The sequence below is a fragment of the Pseudomonas sp. SWRI22 genome, assembly GCF_014268395.2.
Classification (GTDB): Bacteria; Pseudomonadota; Gammaproteobacteria; order Pseudomonadales; family Pseudomonadaceae; genus Aquipseudomonas; species Aquipseudomonas paracarnis.
In genome coordinates this window covers 3,207,870-3,227,719 of record NZ_JABWQK020000001.1, presented here as the reverse complement: position 1 = coordinate 3,227,719, position 19,850 = coordinate 3,207,870, and the positions used below count along the sequence as shown (strand labels likewise).

Annotated in this window: 17 protein-coding genes; 6 read left to right on the top strand and 11 right to left on the bottom strand. The window is 60.8% G+C overall.

The window, feature by feature from the left end; genetic code table 11:
- Positions 1–55 precede the first annotated feature (55 nt).
- Complete coding sequence (locus HU730_RS14135) at positions 56–1,552, top strand: YifB family Mg chelatase-like AAA ATPase (RefSeq protein ID WP_034129058.1); 1,497 nt, start codon at positions 56–58, stop codon at positions 1,550–1,552.
- A 6-nt stretch (positions 1,553–1,558) separates the two neighbouring features.
- On the opposite strand, the gene HU730_RS14130 is transcribed toward HU730_RS14135, so the two are convergent.
- Positions 1,559–2,134 carry a TetR family transcriptional regulator C-terminal domain-containing protein gene (locus HU730_RS14130; RefSeq protein WP_034129059.1) on the bottom strand — a complete coding sequence of 192 codons (576 nt, stop codon included), beginning with the start codon at positions 2,132–2,134 and terminating at the stop codon, positions 1,559–1,561.
- A gap of 112 nt (positions 2,135–2,246) precedes the next feature.
- On the opposite strand from HU730_RS14130, the gene HU730_RS14125 reads away from it, so the two are divergent.
- Positions 2,247–3,161: an ABC transporter six-transmembrane domain-containing protein gene (locus HU730_RS14125; RefSeq protein ID WP_034129060.1), complete on the top strand. Its 915-nt coding sequence runs from the start codon at positions 2,247–2,249 to the stop codon at positions 3,159–3,161.
- A gap of 3 nt (positions 3,162–3,164) precedes the next feature.
- Here HU730_RS14125 and HU730_RS14120 read toward each other — a convergent pair whose 3' ends face one another.
- Positions 3,165–5,141, bottom strand: a complete 1,977-nt coding sequence (locus HU730_RS14120) for a methyl-accepting chemotaxis protein (protein WP_054896018.1) — start codon at positions 5,139–5,141, stop codon at positions 3,165–3,167.
- 176 nt (positions 5,142–5,317) lie between these two features.
- Positions 5,318–6,238 (bottom strand): LysR substrate-binding domain-containing protein, encoded by a 921-nt coding sequence (locus HU730_RS14115; RefSeq protein ID WP_014720465.1) that lies wholly within the window; start codon positions 6,236–6,238, stop codon positions 5,318–5,320.
- Positions 6,239–6,390: 152 nt separating this feature from the next.
- Here HU730_RS14115 and HU730_RS14110 point away from each other — a divergent pair, with 152 nt between their 5' ends.
- Complete coding sequence (locus HU730_RS14110) at positions 6,391–7,794, top strand: NorM family multidrug efflux MATE transporter (protein WP_096144033.1); 1,404 nt, start codon at positions 6,391–6,393, stop codon at positions 7,792–7,794.
- Between the two features lie 125 nt (positions 7,795–7,919).
- Here the strand turns inward: HU730_RS14110 and HU730_RS14105 are convergent, their stop codons facing one another.
- Positions 7,920–9,584, bottom strand: coding sequence for a bifunctional diguanylate cyclase/phosphodiesterase (locus HU730_RS14105; RefSeq protein ID WP_054917119.1), 1,665 nt, complete (start codon positions 9,582–9,584; stop codon positions 7,920–7,922).
- 266 nt (positions 9,585–9,850) lie between these two features.
- On the opposite strand from HU730_RS14105, the gene rep reads away from it, so the two are divergent.
- Entirely contained in the window at positions 9,851–11,860 is a 2,010-nt protein-coding gene (gene rep / locus HU730_RS14100; protein WP_005792464.1) for a DNA helicase Rep, read from the top strand.
- Positions 11,861–11,918: 58 nt separating this feature from the next.
- On the top strand, positions 11,919–12,491 hold the full coding sequence (locus tag HU730_RS14095; protein ID WP_003195447.1) for a xanthine phosphoribosyltransferase: 573 nt from the start codon (positions 11,919–11,921) through the stop codon (positions 12,489–12,491).
- A 116-nt stretch (positions 12,492–12,607) separates the two neighbouring features.
- On the opposite strand, the gene HU730_RS14090 is transcribed toward HU730_RS14095, so the two are convergent.
- The 6 genes from HU730_RS14090 to dadA form a co-directional block, all read right to left on the bottom strand.
- Entirely contained in the window at positions 12,608–14,530 is a 1,923-nt protein-coding gene (locus HU730_RS14090; RefSeq protein ID WP_186527250.1) for an acetyl-CoA hydrolase/transferase family protein, read from the bottom strand.
- Between the two features lie 138 nt (positions 14,531–14,668).
- Positions 14,669–15,079, bottom strand: coding sequence for a c-type cytochrome (locus tag HU730_RS14085; protein WP_034129081.1), 411 nt, complete (start codon positions 15,077–15,079; stop codon positions 14,669–14,671).
- A gap of 182 nt (positions 15,080–15,261) precedes the next feature.
- Entirely contained in the window at positions 15,262–15,810 is a 549-nt protein-coding gene (locus HU730_RS14080; protein ID WP_014720470.1) for a cupin domain-containing protein, read from the bottom strand.
- Positions 15,811–15,926: 116 nt separating this feature from the next.
- Positions 15,927–17,000 (bottom strand): alanine racemase, encoded by a 1,074-nt coding sequence (gene alr, locus HU730_RS14075; RefSeq protein WP_034129082.1) that lies wholly within the window; start codon positions 16,998–17,000, stop codon positions 15,927–15,929.
- Between the two features lie 79 nt (positions 17,001–17,079).
- Entirely contained in the window at positions 17,080–17,433 is a 354-nt protein-coding gene (locus HU730_RS14070; protein WP_186527251.1) for a RidA family protein, read from the bottom strand.
- Positions 17,405–18,706 carry a D-amino acid dehydrogenase gene (dadA, locus tag HU730_RS14065; RefSeq protein WP_054896021.1) on the bottom strand — a complete coding sequence of 434 codons (1,302 nt, stop codon included), beginning with the start codon at positions 18,704–18,706 and terminating at the stop codon, positions 17,405–17,407. Before dadA ends, HU730_RS14070 begins: the two co-directional genes overlap by 29 nt.
- Positions 18,707–18,862: 156 nt before the next feature.
- On the opposite strand from dadA, the gene HU730_RS14060 reads away from it, so the two are divergent.
- Positions 18,863–19,351 carry an Lrp/AsnC ligand binding domain-containing protein gene (locus HU730_RS14060; protein ID WP_003176896.1) on the top strand — a complete coding sequence of 163 codons (489 nt, stop codon included), beginning with the start codon at positions 18,863–18,865 and terminating at the stop codon, positions 19,349–19,351.
- A 71-nt stretch (positions 19,352–19,422) separates the two neighbouring features.
- Here the strand turns inward: HU730_RS14060 and HU730_RS14055 are convergent, their stop codons facing one another.
- Positions 19,423–19,776 carry a YkgJ family cysteine cluster protein gene (locus tag HU730_RS14055; RefSeq protein WP_003195461.1) on the bottom strand — a complete coding sequence of 118 codons (354 nt, stop codon included), beginning with the start codon at positions 19,774–19,776 and terminating at the stop codon, positions 19,423–19,425.
- Positions 19,777–19,850 lie beyond the last annotated feature (74 nt).

Below are 19,850 nucleotides of genomic sequence, written 5' to 3'. Positions count from 1 at the left end.
CTCGTCTACCCTTGAAAAAACCGCAGGAAGCGGCCCTCCCATTCAAGGAACGAGCATGTCCCTCGCCATCGTCCACAGCCGCGCCCAGGTCGGTGTAGAAGCCCCCGCCGTCACCGTCGAGGTGCACATGGCCAATGGTCTGCCGTCTCTCACTCTCGTGGGTTTGCCCGAAACTGCAGTGAAGGAAAGCAAGGATCGCGTGCGCAGCGCCATCCTCAACTCGGCGCTGCAATATCCGGCCCGCCGCATCACGCTCAATCTCGCGCCCGCCGACCTGCCCAAGGACGGCGGGCGTTTTGATCTGGCGATTGCCCTGGGCATCCTGGCAGCCAGTGTGCAAGTGCCGGCGTTGATGCTCGATGACGTGGAATGCCTTGGGGAATTGGCGCTGTCCGGCGAGGTGCGCGCGGTGAAGGGGGTGTTGCCGGCCGCGCTGGCGGCGCGCAAGGCCGGGCGCACCGTGATAGTGCCGCGCGCCAATGCCGAGGAGGCGTGCCTGGCGTCGGGGTTGAAGGTGATTGCGGTGGATCACCTGCTGCAAGTGGTGGCGCACCTGAATGGACATGTGCCGATTGAGCCCTACAGGTCCGACGGTTTGCTGTACTTGAACAAGCCTTACCCAGACCTGAGTGAAGTGCAGGGCCAACTCGCGGCCAAGCGAGCATTGCTGATCGCGGCGGCGGGCGCGCATAACCTGCTGTTCAGCGGGCCACCGGGTACCGGCAAGACCTTATTGGCCAGCCGGCTACCGGGCTTGCTGCCGCCATTGAGCGAGCAGGAAGCGCTGGAAGTGGCCGCAATCCAATCCGTGGTCAGCCTGGCCCCTCTGAGCCATTGGCCCAACCGCCCGTTCCGTCAGCCACACCACTCGGCATCCGGGCCGGCGCTGGTGGGTGGCGGCTCGAAGCCACAACCGGGGGAAATCACCCTGGCCCATCACGGGGTGTTGTTCCTGGATGAGCTGCCAGAGTTCGATCGCAAGGTGCTGGAGGTGCTGCGTGAGCCATTGGAATCGGGGCATATCGTGATCTCCCGCGCCCGTGACCGCGTGAGCTTCCCGGCGCGCTTTCAACTGGTCGCGGCGATGAACCCCTGCCCTTGCGGCTACATGGGCGAGCCCAGCGGGCGTTGTCGGTGTACACCGGAGCAGATCCAGCGCTATCGCAACAAGCTCTCCGGGCCGTTGCTGGACCGGATTGATTTGCACCTGACAGTCGCGCGGGAGGTCACTGCGCTGAACCCCGCCCAACAAGCCGGTGATACCACCGCGCAAGCGTCCGCTCAGGTGGCGCAAGCCCGGGAACGCCAGCACCAGCGCCAGGGTTGCGCCAATGCATTCCTCGATCTGCCCCGGCTGCGCGAACACTGCCAGTTGGCCAAAGCCGATGAAAGCTGGCTGGAAAGCGCGTGTGAGCGGCTGACATTATCACTGCGCGCAGCCCATCGATTGCTCAAGGTGGCTCGCACCCTGGCGGACCTTGAGCAAGTGGAAGGCATCGCCCGCCATCATTTGGCGGAGGCGTTGCAGTACCGACCAGCCGCAAATGGCTAGCACTTGTCAGGCAAAATCCAGCAGCAGCCTCGCCACTTCCAGCACTTCTTGCAGCGCCGCTTCTGCGGACTCTGCGGAAGGCTTGAGCATCAGGTCATCGGCATAGCCCATCGCCAGGGCGAAGATCTGCCGTGCAGCGCGTTGAGCCGACTCGCAGCGAAAGACGCTATCGGCAACGCCCCGCTCGATCACCTCGGCAAGCATGCTTTGCCATTGGGCGTTGATTACCAGATAAGCCTGGGTCATTTGCGCGTCATGCATGGCCTCGTCCCAGGCGTCGAGCCACAGCGCCCAGCCGGCGTCAGCGGTGCTGGGCAGGCAGTCGCGCAAAAAACCCACGAGCGCCTCCAGGGGTGGCGCATCGGCCAACGGCTCGCGCACTTCATCCAGTTGCTCATTGGCAAAGCGTACGAAGGCTTCGCGGCGCAGTTCATTCCAGTCGCTGAAGTAGTGATAGACATGACTGCGCGACAAGCCGGCATGTTCGGCGAGGTCACGGGTGGATACATCGGCGAAACCCTTGCTGCGAAACAGCTCCAGGGCGGCGGCGATGATCTGGTCTTTACGGTCGGTACGCGACATGGGCAATTCCTTCGAGCACGAGCAGATAAGCGGCGCTTGCTTTTTGAGCGATCGCTCAAGGATACTTGAGCAGTCGCTCAATAATAGCGTCTATTACTCCTCTGGTGCACCCATGACATCCGTCACCCCACAAATTCTGATCGAAGAAAGCAAGAAAATCGGCCAGCAGTCTGCCAGCCAGACCCTCAAGGCTATTGCCAGAGCCTATCCCGGCAAGCTGTCTTGCACCTTGTCGCTGGTGGCGCTGGAGAACGCGCTGTTGTTGGCTTACCCACTGTTTGCCGGGTTCGCGGTGGATTCGATTATCCGTGGCGATACCACCAGTGCGTTGCTGTATGCCGCCGTGGTCATGGCGTTCTGGGCCGTTGGGGCGGCGAGACGGGCGCTGGACACCCGTACGTTCACGCGCATCTACGCGGACCTTGCGGTGCCGGTCATTCTCAACCAGCGCCAACAGAACCACAGCACCTCGAAATCGGCGGCACGGGTAGTACTTGCTCGGGAGTTTGTCGACTTCTTTGAAAAGCACGTGCCTATCATCGCCACGGCGTTGGTGTCGATTGTGGGCGCGGCAGTGATGCTGATCGTGATTGAGCCATGGGTAGGCATGGCGTGCCTGGCGGCCCTGCTGCTGTGCATCACCTTGTTGCCGCGTTTTGCCCAGCGCAATCAGGCGCTGCACGAACGTCTGAACAACCGCCTGGAAAAAGAAATCGGCCTGGTCGAAAAGGTCGGCGCGCCGACCCTGCGACGCCACTACCAGGTGCTGTCACGCCTGCGCATCTGGCTGTCAGACCGCGAGGCTGCGGCGTTCCTGTTTATCGGCATGACCGCGGCCTTACTGTTCGTGGTTGCGATCAGCCAATTGGCCATGTCCCCAGCGGTGAAGGCCGGCCACATCTACGCCGTCATGACCTATCTGTGGACCTTCGTCACCAGCCTGGACGAAGCGCCAGGCATGGTCGACCAACTGGCGCGGCTAAAGGACATTGGCAAGCGCGTAGACCCAGGGCTTGGGGAGGCCTGAGCCTCAACGAAACCGATCCACCTCATGACGCAAGCCTGCCGCCAAGGTCTCCAGTTCCTTGGCGGTAACCGCCAGGTTGGACACCACTTCACGCTGCTCGCTGTTGGCCAGCGCAATGCTCTGCAGGTTGCTGCTGAGCAAGGTCGCGGTGCTGCTCTGTTCCTGGGTGGCGGTGGTGATCGCAGCAAATTGCTGGCCGGCCGAGCGGCTTTGCTCGTCGATACGCGCCAGGGCCGAGGCCACATCGGCGTTGCGCGACAGGCCTTCCTGCATCAGCGCATTGCCGTGCTCCATGGTGCTGATGGCGTTACCGGTTTCCTGCTGGATGCTCTGGATCATGCCGGAGATTTCATCGGTGGCCTGGCGGGTGCGCGAAGCCAGGTTGCGCACTTCGTCGGCGACCACGGCGAAGCCACGGCCTTGCTCGCCGGCGCGCGCGGCCTCGATGGCGGCGTTGAGCGCCAGCAGGTTGGTCTGTTCTGCGATGGCGGTAATCACGCCGACGATCCCGCCGATTTCCTGGGAACGCTGGCCCAGGGTGTTGATCACGGCAGCGGTGCTGTTCAGCGCAGTGGCGATATGTTCCAGGGACGATGACGCCTCTTGCATCGAACTGCGGCCGATACGGGTTTGCTGGGCATTCTCTTGAGCCAGGCGCTCGGTGTTGCCCATGTTGTCGGCAATGTTCAGCGAGGTAGCACTGAACTCTTCCACCGCACCGGCCATGCTGGTGATCTCGCCGGACTGCTGCTCCATGCCTTCATAGGCACCGCCGGACAAGCCCGACAGCGCCTGGGCGCGGCTGTTGACCTGTTCGGCGGCGGTACGGATATGCGACACCATGGTCGACAGCGCCTCACCCATCTGGTTGAAACTACGCGCCAGCTGGCCGATTTCGTCATGGCTGGACACATTGAGCCGCGCACTCAAATCGCCCGCGCCCAGGGCCTGGGCCTGGCGCACCAGCTCGCTCAATGGCGCCAGCTTGCTGCGCAACAGCCACACCGTGGCGCCCACTGCCAGTAACATCGCCAGCACACTGCCGATCACCAGGCGGATGCCGACTTCCCAGGTCACTGCGCGAATCTCAGCCTTGGGCATGCTCGCTACCACCGCCCAAGGGCCGCCTTCAAACGGCACCGAGACACTATAGAAATCTTCGTTTTTGTCGCTCCAGAAACGGCCAGCACCCGGCTTTTTCGCCAGGTCGAGCATCACGGCAATCGCCTGATCCGGCGCTTGCACGCCAGCCGGCGGCACCAGCCAGTGCTTTTGCTCATCCAGCAGCGCAAGGGAGCCGGTCTGGCCGATACGGAAGCGCTTGAGGTTTTCAAACTGGGCGTTCTGGGCATCGGTGTAATCGAAACCGATGAACAGCACGGCGATGACCTGCCCACTGCTGTCACGTACGGGGCTGTATTGGGTCATGTAGGAGCGGTCGAACAACACGGCACGGCCGATGTAGGTCTGGCCGCTCACAACGCGCTGGTAGGCCGCGCCCTGACGGTCGAGCACGGTGCCAATGGCGCGATTGCCGTCCTGCTTGGTCAGGGAGGTGCTGACGCGGATAAAGTCGTCGCCGCTGCGCACGAACACCGTGGCCACGCCACCGGACATCTGCTTGAACTCATCCACCTCTTCGAAGTTATTGTTCAGCACCTCATTGCCCAAGTAGAGGCTCGGCGTCTGCACGCCGGCCACGGCCACGGGCTGGTCCGCACGCACACTCAAGCCGGCGCCGAAGCGCTTTTCAAACAGCCCGCTCAAACGCTGGGTGCTTTCACGCAAGGTGCTGTGGAAGGTGTTGAGTTGGTCGGCGAGCAAACGTGCCTCGCTGGCCAAGTGTTCCTCGCGGGTGGCGAGGTTGGCGGAGTCGAGGGTACGCAAGGCAAAGACCGTACTGCCGCTGATCACGACAGCCAGAATCACGGCGAGTGCAAGGCCTAACTGGGAGGCAATCCGGGCACGAGGTTGAGACATGACAGCTCCTGGCCGAGGCCAGGATCATCCTGATCTCATAGCGCTGCTCGGCAAATTATCTAGTGGGAAACGGTAGTGCACGAGGGTTCCAACACCTTTCTTCGGCGGCATTTGGCAATACTTGAGCGAATCACAGGGATATCCCGCAAACGATTGCACAAAAGGTCCGGCCCTACTCAATCGAGGCGTTCAACCTGAGGCAATTCCATTGCCTTGACTTCACCCTGAAGAAATTCCGCCAGCCGTCGCAAACGTTCGCCACCCGGACGGGTTTTCGGCCACACCAGGTAGTAGCTTTCCCCACTGGCGACCGCCGTAGGCCACGGCAGGCTCAAGCGTCCCTGCGCCACGTCTTCGGCCACCATCAGCAAATCCCCCATGGAGACGCCATAGCCTCGGGCGGCGGCTATCATGCCCAGTTCAAGCGTGTCGAACACCTGCCCACCCTTGAGTGAAACGTGAGATGACAACCCCATGCGCTGCAGCCAGTAACGCCAGTCGCGGCGGTCAGGCGTCGGGTGCAGCAGTTCGGCGGTTGCCAGCCGCGTCACGTCCCAAGGACCGTCGTCCAACAGATTCGGCGCTCCCACCGGGATAAGCATTTCCGCAAACAGATAACTGGCCTCCCAGTCCGCCGGAAAGTGCCCGTTGCTGAGCAACACCGCGCAGTCGAATGGCTCTTGGTTGAAGTCAACTTCATCAATGCTCATCCACGCACTGGTGAGTTGCACCTCATTGCCTGGCTGCAATGCGCGGAAGCGACTCAACCGCGCCAGCAGCCAGCGCATGGTCAAGGTGGACGGCGCCTTCATACGCAGGATGTCATCTTCGGCATTCAAGGTATGGCAAGCACGCTCCAGGGCAGCGAAGCCTTCCCGTACGCCTGGCAGCAACAAACGCGCCGCTTCCGTGAGCTGCAACGTGCGCCCGCTGCGCTGGAACAATCGGCAGGCGAAATAATCTTCGAGCGTACGGATATGCCGGCTGATCGCACTCTGGGTAATCGACAATTCCTCAGCCGCACGGGTAAACGAGTGGTGACGGGAGGCGGCTTCAAATGCCCGCAAGGCATAAAGAGGAGGAAGACGACGAGACATGCAGAAAGCTCCGACTGCGCAATCTGGAAACCCTACCAGAATCGCTCATGCATGAGTTTTAATCATGCTAACGATCGCTTTTATCCTTTTGTGCAATGCGCTGAATGCGCCGAGAATCAACCCTTCCCCACCTTCCTGACCATTCGAGTGTGATGATCATGCAACATCCGGCACGTACCGAACTCTGGGCCATTCTGCGGCTATCGGGGCCGTTGATTGCCTCACAGTTGGCGCACATGCTGATGGTGCTGACCGACACCTTGATGATGGCGCGCTTGAGCCCCGAGGCACTGGCCGGCGGAGGCCTGGGCGCGGCGAGCTATTCGTTCGTGGCGATCTTCTGCATCGGCGTGATCGCAGCCGTGGGCACCCTGGTCGCCATTCGCCATGGCGCGGGCGATATCGATGGCGCCACTCGCCTGACCCAGGCCGGGCTGTGGCTGGCGTGGTTGATGGCCCTGGCGGCGGCGTTGCTATTATGGAACTTGAAGCCGGTGCTGCTGATGTTCGGCCAGACCGAAACCAACGTGCATGCGGCCGGGCAATTTCTGACGATCCTGCCCTTTGCCCTGCCCGGCTACCTGAGCTTCATGGCCCTGCGCGGCTTTACCAGCGCCATCGGCAAGGCCACCCCGGTAATGGTGATCAGCCTGTGCGGCACCGTGGTCAACTACCTGCTCAACCATGCGCTGATCGAAGGCATGTTCGGACTGCCGAAACTGGGCCTGATGGGCATCGGCCTGGTGACCGCCATCGTCGCCAATGGCATGGCGCTGGCACTGATGTGGTACATCCGCAGCAACCGCACCTACGCCGCCTACCCGCTGGGCACAGGCCTGCTGCGCCTGAATACCCACTACCTGCGCGAGCTGTGGCGCCTGGGCCTGCCGATTGGCGGCACCTATGCGGTAGAGGTCGGGTTGTTTGCCTTTGCGGCGTTGTGCATGGGCACCATGGGCAGCACGCAGTTGGCGGCACACCAGATCGCCCTGCAGATTGTCTCGGTGGCCTTCATGGTGCCGGCGGGGATGTCCTACGCGGTGACCATGCGCATCGGCCAGCATTACGGCGCCGGGCAGTTGCTGCAGGCACGCCTGGCCGGACGAGTGGGCATAGGATTCGGCGCCATGGTGATGGTGGGATTTGCGGCGGTACTGTGGCTGTTTTCCGACCCGCTGATCGGACTGTTCCTCGACCATGACGACCCGGCGTTCCATGACGTCATCGTCCTGGCGGTGAGCCTGCTGGCCGTCGCCGCCTGGTTTGAATTGTTCGATGGCGTGCAGACCATCGCCATGGGTTGTATCCGTGGCCTAAAGGACGCCAAGACCACCTTCCTGGTGGGCCTGGGTTGCTATTGGCTGATTGGCGCACCGTCAGCCTGGTTGATGGCGTTCACCCTGGGCTGGGGGCCAACCGGCGTCTGGTGGGGCCTGGCATTGGGCCTGGCGTGTGCGGCGGTGAGCCTGACCTGGGCATTTGAGGCGAAGATGAAGCGGATGATTCGGCAGGAGCCGGATGCTCCTGTTGGATTCCGAGCGGCCCTGCCGGACTAGCGAGTAGTCGCGGCACATGTGGGAGCTGGCTTGCCTGCGATAGCGGTGTGTCAGGCTAATCATTATTAGCTGAACGACCGCTATCGCAGGCAAGCCAGCTCCCACATTTGAACCACTTTGAAGGCTTAACCCAACAGCGCCTGCTGGCTTTGCCCGAACATCAGGTATTCCACCAGCTCGGGCAGCGGCAACGGCTTGCTGATCAGGTAACCCTGGACCTGGTCGCACCCAAACAAGCGCAAAAGCTCAAGCTGCTCAGGGGTTTCCACGCCTTCGGCGACCACTTCCAGGTTGAGGTTGTGGGCCAGGTTGATCATGGCATGCACCAGCTTGCGGTTTTCTTCGCGCTCTTCCATGCCGCCGACAAAGCTCTTGTCGATCTTCAACAAGGCAATCGGCAGGCTGTTGAGGTGCACAAACGACGAAAAACCGGTGCCGAAATCATCCAGGGAAAACCGCACACCCAGCCGGCCAAGGGCGTCCATGGTCTGCTTGACCAGGTCGCTGCGGCGCATCACGGCGGTTTCGGTCAATTCGAACTCCAGCCATTGCGCTTCCACGCCGCGCTCGGCAATCAGGCGGCTGAGGGTAGACAGCAACTGACTGTCCTGGAACTGGCGAAACGACAGGTTGACCGCCATGTGCAGCGGCGGCAGGCCGCGTTCACGCAGGTCTTGCATGTCGCGCAGGGCTCGGGAGATCACCCAGTAGCCCAATGGCACGATCAGACCACTCTGTTCGGCCAGCGGCACGAATTCGCTAGGCGGCAACAAGCCGCGCTCACCGTGGCGCCAGCGCACCAGAGCTTCGAGGCCAACGATATGACCGTCGTCCAGGTCCAGTCGCGGCTGGTAATGCAGCTCCAACTCATCGCGACGCAAAGCCCGGCGCAGTTCACTTTCCAGGTCGGCCAGGCTGCGCGCGTTGCGGTTGATGCGTTCATTGAAGATATGAAAGGTACAGCCCTGGGTGCTTTTGGCCTGCTGCATGGCGATATGGGCATGCCACATCAACGGGTCGGCGCCAGCGCGGGCTCGAGCATGGGCCATGCCCAGGCTGCAACCGATCAACAGGCTTTCGCCATCCACCCAATAGGGTTCGGCCATCACTTCGGTGATGCGCTCGGCCATCCATTCGGCGCGCTGGGGCGCCCGGCGGGTATCGATCAACAAGGCAAACTCATCGCTGCCCAGGCGCGCCAGTTGGTCCCCGGCTTCGAGCTGACTCTTGAGCCGCGACACCACTTGCAGGATCAAACGGTCGCCCGCCTGATGGCCGAGGGCATCGTTGGCATGACGAAAATTGTCCAGGTCCAGATGGCCGAGGGCCAGGCCACGGCCTTCGTTTTCTGCCAGCCGGGCGGCCAGCAAGGTCTGGAAGCCCTGACGGTTGGCAATACCGGTGAGCGGGTCTTGCTCGGCCAGGCGCTGCAAGGTGTTTTCCAGCACGCCGCGCTCGCGCACATGGCGCAGGCAGCGGCGCAATGTGTCGGCGTCCAATGCATCCAACACCAACCAATCGCTGACACCCAGCGGCGACACCAGTGGCTCCTGCTCCAGCAGCAATACACACGGCAGGCTGCACCGGCCGGGGCCGGGCTGCAGGCTGGGCGTGGTCAATAACACAGCACCCTGGTCGTCATCGAACAGGCGGCTTACCGAGTCCCAGTTGGGCGCACTGATCAGCACAGCCCCTTCGCCCATCGGCTCCAGGCACTCGCGCAACAACGCTGCCCACTCGGGCTCATCGGCCAGCAGCAGCAAACGCAAGGGTTCGACAGGCGTAGACACGCTAACTCCCTAGACTCTGCAAAATTTCATTAGCGGTGCCATTATGACGTGCGGCCTGACAATGACAAAGGATGACAAATGATAGGTGTTATCAAACACGTAGACTGTAAATATTAGTCTCGAATAATCCTTAACATCCTGCGGCAAAGTAGCAAAACCGGCAAATTTAGATCGAGTGGTACGTCACACCGTCGTTCTATGGAAGCAGAATCTTTCCAGCCTGTTAAAATGCCCGCCCTTTTGAACAACGACCCCTGAAATTCCGTATGTCCCGACTCAACCCCCGGCAGCAAGAAGCCGTGAACTACGTCGGCGGCCCTCTATTGGTGCTCGCCGGTGCAGGCTCCGGCAAGACCAGCGTGATCACGCGCAAGATCGCGCACTTGATCCAGAACTGCGGCATCCGCGCCCAGTACATCGTCGCCATGACCTTCACCAACAAGGCGGCGCGGGAAATGAAAGAGCGGGTCGGCACCCTGCTCAAGGGTGGCGAAGGCCGTGGCCTCACCGTGTGCACCTTCCACAACCTGGGCCTGAACATCATCCGCAAGGAGCATGTGCGACTGGGCTACAAGCCGGGCTTCTCGATCTTTGACGAGACCGACGTCAAGGCCCTGATGACCGACATCATGCAGAAGGAATACGCGGGCGACGACGGCGTCGACGAAATCAAGAACATGATCGGCTCGTGGAAAAACGACCTGATCCTGCCCGCCGAAGCCCTGGAAGCTGCACGCAACCCCAAGGAGCAGACCGCTGCCATCGTCTACACCCACTACCAGCGCACGCTCAAGGCGTTCAACGCCGTGGACTTCGACGACCTGATCCTGCTGCCGGTCAAGCTGTTCCAGGAGCACAAGGACATTCTGGAGAAGTGGCAAAACAAGGTGCGCTACCTGCTGGTGGACGAATACCAGGACACCAACGCCAGCCAATACCTGCTGGTGAAATTACTGATCGGCACGCGCAACCAGTTCACCGTGGTGGGCGACGACGACCAGTCGATCTACGCCTGGCGCGGCGCCCGCCCGGAAAACCTGATGCTGCTCAAGGAAGACTACCCCTCCTTGAAAGTTGTGATGCTGGAGCAGAACTACCGCTCCACCAGCCGCATCCTGCGTTGCGCCAACGTGCTGATCTCCAACAACCCCCACGAGTTTGAAAAACAACTGTGGAGCGAGATGGGCCATGGCGACGAGATCCGTGTGATCCGCTGCCGCAACGAAGACGCCGAAGCCGAGCGCGTCGCCGTGGAAATCCTCAGCCTGCACTTGCGCACCGACCGGCCCTACAGCGACTTTGCGATCCTGTATCGCGGCAACTACCAGGCCAAGCTGATCGAGCTGAAACTGCAGCATCATCAGGTGCCGTATCGCCTGTCGGGCGGCAACAGCTTTTTCGGACGCCAGGAAGTCAAAGACCTGATGGCCTACTTCCGGCTGATCGTGAACCCGGACGACGACAACGCCTTCCTGCGCGTGATCAACGTGCCGCGCCGGGAAATCGGCTCCACCACCCTGGAAAAGCTCGGCAACTACGCCACCGAACGCAAGATCTCGATGTACGCCGCCACCGACGAAATCGGCCTGGGCGAACACCTGGACACGCGCTTCACTGATCGCCTGTCACGCTTCAAGCGCTTCATGGACAAGGTCCGCGAGCAGTGCGCCGGCGAAGACCCGATCAGCGCCCTTCGCAGCATGGTCATGGACATCGACTATGAAAACTGGCTGCGCACCAACAGCTCCAGCGACAAGGCCGCCGATTACCGCATGGGCAACGTCTGGTTCCTGATCGAGGCGTTGAAGAACACCCTGGAAAAAGACGAAGACGGCGAGATGACCGTCGAGGACGCCATCGGCAAGCTGGTGTTGCGCGACATGCTCGAGCGCCAGCAAGAAGAGGAAGACGGTGCCGAAGGCGTGCAGATGATGACCTTGCATGCGTCCAAGGGCCTGGAATTTCCCTACGTGTTCATCATGGGCATGGAAGAGGAAATCCTCCCGCACCGCTCCAGCATCGAAGCCGACACCATCGAGGAAGAACGCCGCCTGGCCTACGTGGGCATTACCCGCGCACGTCAGACCCTGGCCTTCACCTTTGCAGCCAAGCGCAAGCAATACGGTGAAATCATCGATTGTGCCCCCAGCCGGTTCCTGGATGAACTGCCGCCGGACGACCTGGCCTGGGAAGGCAATGACGACACGCCCACCGAGGTGAAGGCCGTTCGCGGCAACACCGCCTTGGCGGACATACGCGCGATGTTAAAGCGCTAGAATCGACTACTTTTTAATCTACTTTCGGCGCACAACGCGCCATTAGAGGAAGCTTTCCGTGGAAGCACTGCACAAGAAAATTCGCGAAGAAGGCATCGTGCTTTCCGATCAGGTCCTCAAGGTTGACGCCTTTCTGAACCACCAGATCGACCCGGCACTGATGAAACTGATCGGCGACGAGTTCGCCGCACTATTCAAGGATTCGGGCATCACCAAGATCGTCACCATCGAAGCGTCGGGCATTGCCCCGGCGATCATGACCGGGCTGAACCTGGGTGTGCCGGTGATCTTCGCCCGCAAGCAGCAGTCATTGACCCTCACGGAAAACCTGCTGTCGGCCACGGTGTATTCCTTCACCAAGAAAACCGAAAGCACCGTGGCGATCTCCCCGCGCCACCTGACCAGCAGCGACCGCGTGCTGGTGATCGATGACTTTTTGGCCAACGGCAAGGCGTCCCAGGCGCTGATCTCGATCATCAAGCAGGCCGGCGCGACCGTAGCCGGCTTGGGCATTGTGATCGAGAAGTCGTTCCAGGGTGGGCGTGCAGAACTGGATGCACAGGGTTATCGGGTTGAGTCGCTGGCGCGGGTGAAGTCGCTGGCCGGTGGTGTCGTGACCTTTATCGAGTAATCACTGTGTGGGAGCTGGCTTGCCTGCGATGAGGGTGTGTCAGTCGACAGAGATGTCGACTGACACACCCTCATCGCAGGCAAGCCAGCTCCCACATTAGGTTTTGCGTTGCGCTGTCAGTGGGCGGTGGCCTGCAGTCCGGCCAGCAGCAAGCGTTGATACAGGTCTTCCTTGATGCCCTCCGGCTTATCCAAGCGCATCCGCTGCAAATGCTCGGGAAACGCCTCCGGCTCCGGCGCGTCGAGTGCCGCCTTGCCCAACTCCAGAATTTCCGTGAGCTTGAATTTGCTCTTGAGCCAGTTCAGCGCCCGCAACAAGTCCCGCTCCTCATCCGTGAAGTCACTGCCCAGGGGGTATTCGGGAAACAAGCGACGGTGCCTGGCCTGAATCGCCTGGAGCCGCTGCGGCGTGTTGTCGGCAAAACGCGGATCCAACTGGAAATCCTTGGGCAGTTTGCCGGCCTTTTGCGCCTGCTCAATCAAGTCGTGCTGGAACCTTGAGTCAGTGATGTTCAGCAACGCTTCGATCACCTTGGCATCCGTCTGACCGCGCAAGTCGGCAATACCGTATTCGGTAATGACGATATCCCGCAGGTGCCGGGGAATGGTGCAGTGGCCGTACTCCCAGACGATATTGGAACTGACCTCACCCGCCGACTCACGCCAGCTGCGCAAAATCAGGATTGAGCGTGCACCTTCCAGCGCATGCCCCTGGGCCACGAAATTGTATTGCCCGCCCACACCACTGAGCACGCGACCGTCTTCCAACTGATCAGCCACGCCAGCACCGAGCAAGGTGACCATGATGGCGCTGTTGATAAACCGCGCATCCAGGCGCTGCAAGCGCTTGAGTTCTTCCTGCCCGTACAGCTCGTTGATATAGCTGATGCGGGTCATGTTGAATGCCTGGCGCTTGGCATGGGTCATTTCCTGCAAGCGCTGGTAAAAACTGCGAGGCCCCAGGAAGAAACCGCCATGGATCGACACGCCATCGGGTTGCGCCGCGTCGTCCAGGGTGCCCGCGTTGGCCTGCATCTGGGTCGCCACATCCGGGTAGACCTTGCGCCGCACGATCCCGGCATCCGCCAATACCAGCAGGCCGTTGACGAACATCTCGCTGCAACCGTAAAGGCCACGGGCAAACGGCTCGACGCCGCCTTCGCGACTGATCAACGGCGCCCACTGATACACATCCAAGTCGGTGAGCAACAGGCGATAGGCTTCGTTGTCGGCCTGGCGCGCCAGCAAGGCAGCCGTCAGTGCATCGCCCATGGAGCCGATGCCAATCTGCAACGTACCGCCATCACGCACCAGGGTGCTGGCATGCAGGCCGATAAAATGATCCTGAAAGCCCACCGGCATATTCGGGGTGGAGAACAACGTGGTGCTGTCTTTTTCATCCAGCAGGTAGTCGAACTCATCCATGCCCAACTCGGCATCGCCAGGCATGTAGGGCAAATCGCTATGGACCTGGCCGACGACCAGGATGGTCTCCCCGGCCGCGCGGCGCTTGGCGATCATGGGCAGCAGGTCGAGGGTGATATCCGGGTTGCAGCTCAGGCTCAGGCGGTCGGGATGCTCGCTGCTACTGGCAACCAATTGCGCCACCAGGTTCAGGCCGGCGGCATTGATGTCGCGGGCCGCATGGCTGTAGTTGCTGCTGACGTAATCCTGTTGCGCCGCGGCGCTGTGGAGCAAGCTGCCGGGCTGCATGAAGAATTGCTGCACACGGATATTCCTCGGCAGGCTGCCCTTGTGCAGGTCCGCGAGGAAATCCAACTCGGGGTAGTCGCCAAACACTCGTTCGATGAAAGGTTCGATAAAGCGCTTTTGAAGACCGTCACCCTGCGTAGGGCGGCCCAGGCTCAAGGCCGTATAGAGCGTCAGCGCCCGTTCGGGCAATTTTGCGATGCGCCGGTACAGCGCGTTGACGAACAGGTTGGGCTTGCCCAGCCCCAGCGGCATGCCCATGTGGATATGCGCCGGCAGGCGCTCCAGTACGTCGTCAACTGCTTGCTCGATTGAACACAACTGCACCATCCGACTGCTCCCGAACATTCCATGAATTAGGGGTTGGACCGAGCTTGCCGGGTCTTTGCTGCAATGAACAGCCTGAATACCAAATCGCGGGCACAAAAAAGCCGCTGGTAAGCGGCATTTTTGACGAAGATCGGCCGATTACAGCCCGGACATCTTCTTGATCGCACCCTTGAGGTCGTCATCCGAACAATCAGCGCAGGTGCCTTTGGGCGGCATGGCGTTGATACCGGTGATGGCCTTGGCCAGGATGCCATCGAGGCCACCTTGATGGTCGGCGCGTTCTTTCCATGCGGCGGTGTCGCCAATTTTTGGCGCACCCAAAAGGCCGCTGCCGTGGCACGCATTACAGTGCTTGGCGATGATCTCATCGGGGGTTTTCGCGCCGCCGCCGCCGGCTGCCACGGCAACTTCCATGCCCTTGCATTCCTGGCCCTGGACGCAAACCTGGCCCACAGGCTCCAGGCGCTTGGCAATGTCATCATTGGTCGCAGCTTGAGCGCTGACAGCCCATAGGGCCAGTACGGTTGCTGGTGCAGCCAGCATTTTCATAATTAGGTTCACGCGTTCACCCTCAATGGTGGCTATTCACGCCTGCGGCCACGGTTTCGCAGGCGGCGAAAGTATAACGGTTAGCCCGCCTGGCCGAAACAACCCTATTAAATAAAGGGAGATTCGGCCTCACGGTGTACAGCTGCGGGAACCTCTGCAACGCTGGCAGGGCGCCTCTATTCTTAAAAGTTCGCGGGTGTGGCTGCGCTGATTAGTCGCGCCGGCACGTCGAACGGATTGCGAAAACGATGAGGCCTGGTGCTTTCAAAGTAGTAGCTATCGCCCGCTTCGAGCACAAAAGTTTCAAGACCGACCACCAATTCCAGGCGCCCTTCCACCAGAATTCCGGTTTCTTCGCCTTCATGGGTGAGCATTTCTTCGCCCGTGTCGGCACCCGGAGGGTAGATTTCATTGAGAAATGCGATAGCCCGGCTTGGGCGCGCCCGGCCCACCAGTTTCATGGTGACGGCACCGTCAGAGATGTCGATCAGCTCATTGGCTTTATAGACGATCTGCGTCGGTATTTCCTGGAGCACTTCTTCGGAGAAGAACTCGACCATGGACATGGGGATACCGCCCAACACCTTGCGCAGGGAGCTGATCGAGGGGCTGACGCTGTTTTTCTCGATCATCGAAATGGTGCTGTTGGTGACGCCCGCACGCTTGGCGAGCTCACGCTGGGAAAGACCTTTGAGTTTACGGATGGATTGCAGTCGTTCGCCGACGTCCAATGCAGGAGCCTCCTAGGATTCAGGCTTTGTTGTAATTGAGCGTTATCATGGCGACAGCGTTCAGTATTTACAACACTTGGGCCTAAATCCCGGTGTGCTCGGTTCGTTGCCGGCGGCTAAGCGCCGCTATAGAGCCTTGGCACTCGGCGCAGATTGCAGAAAATCTGATAGGGGATGGTCTCGGCGGCCACGGCAACATCACTGGCGAGGATGTGCTTGCCCCACAACTCTACGGTGGAACCAAGGCCCGCCTGGGGCAAGTCGGTGAGGTCGACACACAGCATGTCCATGGACACGCGCCCCAGCAGCCGGCTGCGCTGGCCAGCGACCAGCACCGGGGTACCGGTCGGCGCATGACGTGGGTAACCGTCGGCATAACCCATGGCAACCACGCCGATGCGCATCGGCTTGGGCGTGACGAACCTGGCGCCGTAGCCCACCGGCTCACCGGCCGGCAACTCGCGCACGCAGATGACTTTGGACTCCAGGGTCATCACAGGCTGCAAGCGCGCGGCGAGGGCCTGGTCTTCGCCAAAGGGCGTTGCGCCATAAAGCATGATACCGGGGCGCACCCAGTCGCTGGACACGCTTGGCCAGCCCAATACAGACGGTGAGTTGCGCAGGCTCACCTCAGCCGCCAGCCCCTGGCGCGCCGCCTCAAACACCGTTACTTGTTCGTTGCTGCTGACGCAATCGAGCTCATCGGCGCGGGCAAAATGGCTCATCAGCACGATTTTCGCCACTTTGCCACTCGCCAGCAGGCGCTGATACGCCTCCTGGTAATCCTTGGGGTGCAGGCCCACACGGTGCATGCCCGAGTCCAGCTTCAGCCACACTGTCAGCGGCTTGCTCAAACGAGCTTGCTCGATGGCGTCCAACTGCCACAGCGAATGCACCACGCACCACAAATCCTGCTCGATGATCAGCGGCAACTCGTCGGCTTCGAAAAAACCTTCCAGCAGCAACACCGGCGCACGAATGCCGGCGGCGCGCAGTTCCAGCGCTTCCTCGATGCACGCCACCGCGAAGCCGTCGGCTTGCGCCTCCAGTGCCTGGGCCACGGGCACCGCGCCATGGCCGTAGGCATCGGCCTTGATCACGGCGAGGGCCTTGGCCCCGGTGACTTCTCGGGCCAATTGGTAGTTATGGCGCAGGGCTTGGAGATCGATCAGGGCACGGGCTGGACGCATGGCGGCAGGCTTCTAGGCAGCAAAGTCAATAAAAAACCGGTGCCGACCAACAACGCCGGCACCGGGAGAGGGATCGTTGTTAAGGCAGCGCAGCCACGACAGACAGCTCTACCAGAATCTCGGGTTCGCACAGCTTGGCTTGCACAGTGGCGCGGGCCGGGGCGACGCCTTTGGGCAGCCATTTGTCCCATACCGCGTTCATCAAAGCGAAGTCGGCGTCGATGTCCTTCAGGTAGATCGTTACCGACAGCAACCTGGATTTGTCGGTACCGGCAAGGTCCAGCAAGCGCTCGATATTGACCAGGGCTTCACGGGTCTGCTGCTCAATCCCGGCGCTCATGTCGTCGCCAACTTGCCCTGCCAGGTACACGGTACCGCTGTGGACAACGATCTGGCTCATGCGCTCATTGGTGAGCTGGCGCTGGATTGACATGTTGTGCGGACTCCTGGTGGTTGCCATAACGGGAAATATCGAGGCCTGCGGCGCTGATCTGCGGCGTTTTCTTCGCCATCAGGTCGGCCAGCAAGCGACCCGAACCACAGGCCATGGTCCAACCGAGGGTACCGTGGCCTGTATTCAGGAACAGGTTCTTGAACGGCGTGGCACCCACAATCGGTGTACCGTCCGGGGTGGTCGGGCGCAGGCCGGTCCAGAAACTGGCCTGGGCCAGATCGCCGCCCTGAGGATAAAGGTCGTTGACGATCATCTCCAGGGTTTCACGTCGCCGCGGGTTCAGCGACAGGTCAAAACCGGCTATTTCAGCCATGCCACCGACGCGAATACGGTTGTCGAAACGGGTGATCGCGACTTTGTAGGTTTCATCAAGAATGGTCGAGGTCGGCGCCATTGCCGGGTTAGTGATCGGCACAGTCAGCGAATAACCCTTGAGCGGGTACACCGGCGCCTTGATCCCCAATGGCTTGAGCAACTTGGGCGAGTAACTGCCGAGAGCCAGTACATAGCGGTCGGCAGTTTCCAGCTTGCCGTCGATCAGCACACCGTTGATGCGGTCGCCTGCGTAGTCCAGGCGCTGGATGTCTTGTTCGAAGCGGAATTCCACGCCCAATTGTTTGCACATTTCGACCAGGCGCGTGGTGAACATCTGGCAATCGCCCGTCTGGTCGTTGGGCAGGCGCAAGGCACCCGCGAGGATATCGGTGACGCTGGCCAGGGCCGGTTCAACCCGGGCAATGCCGGCTCGGTCGAGCAATTCGAATGGCACGCCGGACTCTTTCAGCACGGCGATGTCCTTGGCGGCGCCATCGAGCTGGGCCTGGGTGCGGAACAGTTGGGTAGTCCCGAGGCTGCGCCCTTCGTAGGCAATGCCGGTCTCGGCGCGCAATTCGTCAAGGCAGTCGCGGCTGTACTCGGACAGGCGCACCATGCGTTCCTTGTTCACCGCGTAGCGGCTAGCCGTGCAGTTGCGCAGCATCTGCGCCATCCACAGGTATTGGTCGATATCGGCGGTGGCCTTGATCGCCAGCGGCGCGTGGCGCTGAAGCAGCCATTTGATGGCCTTGAGCGGCACACCCGGCGCGGCCCATGGCGACGCGTAGCCAGGGGACACCTGACCGGCATTAGCGAAACTGGTTTCCATGGCAGCGGCAGGCTGACGATCAACCACCACAACGTCGAAGCCGGCCCGCGCCAAATAGTAGGCACTGGTCACCCCAATGACGCCGCTACCCAAGACCAGAACGCGCATTTTTATATCCTCATCGCGGGCTCAGCCGCTGACGTGTGTTATTCGAGCAATGATGGGCGCAGTGTAAAAAACAATCGGCAGTGCATTTCACTATATAAATGCCTATATTTGGCGACAATTCTTGGCAAAAACCCTTTTGACAGAGGCGTATCCCCTATGCGTACCAACACCCAGACCAAGCGGGAGCTGGACAAGATCGACCGCAATATCCTGCGCATCCTGCAAACCGACGGGCGCATCTCGTTCACGGAGCTGGGGGAAAAGGTCGGGCTGTCCACCACGCCCTGCACCGAGCGCGTGCGGCGCCTGGAGCGCGAAGGGATCATCATGGGCTACAACGCACGGCTCAATCCCCAGCATTTGAAGGGAAGTTTGCTGGTATTTGTCGAGATCAGCCTGGATTACAAGTCGGGTGACACCTTTGAAGAATTTCGCCGAGCCGTGCTGAAACTGCCTCACGTGCTGGAATGCCATCTCGTGTCGGGTGATTTCGACTACCTGGTGAAAGCGCGAATCTCGGAGATGGCGTCGTACCGCAAATTGCTGGGCGATATCCTGCTCAAACTCCCCCATGTGCGGGAATCCAAGAGCTATATCGTGATGGAAGAGGTGAAAGAGAGCCTGAACCTGCCGATCCCTGACTGACCCAGTGACACAACACGGTCAAATGTGGGAGCTGGCAAGCCAGCTCCCACAGTTTTAACCGAGTACATCCGCTAGACCAACACCTGCCGGGTACTCGCCATGTACTCATGAATCTGCTTCTCCACCCGCGGATGAATCAGCTCCACTGGCCGGCGGCCGTTAGGGCACGGCAAGGTCTTGGTGGTGCCGAACAGGCGACAGATCAGCGGCCGCTCGTCATACACCGTGCAACCCTTGGGCCCCAGGTGTACGCAGTTCAGCTCGTCCATCGCCGCCTCTTGCTCGGCAGCGGTCTTGCGCGGCAGACGCGACATTTCCTCGGGCGAGGTGGTCACCGGCCCACAGCAGTCGTGGCAACCGGGAACGCACTCGAACGAAGGAATCTGGCGACGCAGCGCGCTGATTTTCTGACTGTTGCAACTCATCGAAACCCATACCGAACGGCGAATAAACGTGGATTCTGACGCAAAACGCCCCGCGCAGACAGCGTCGTGCGACC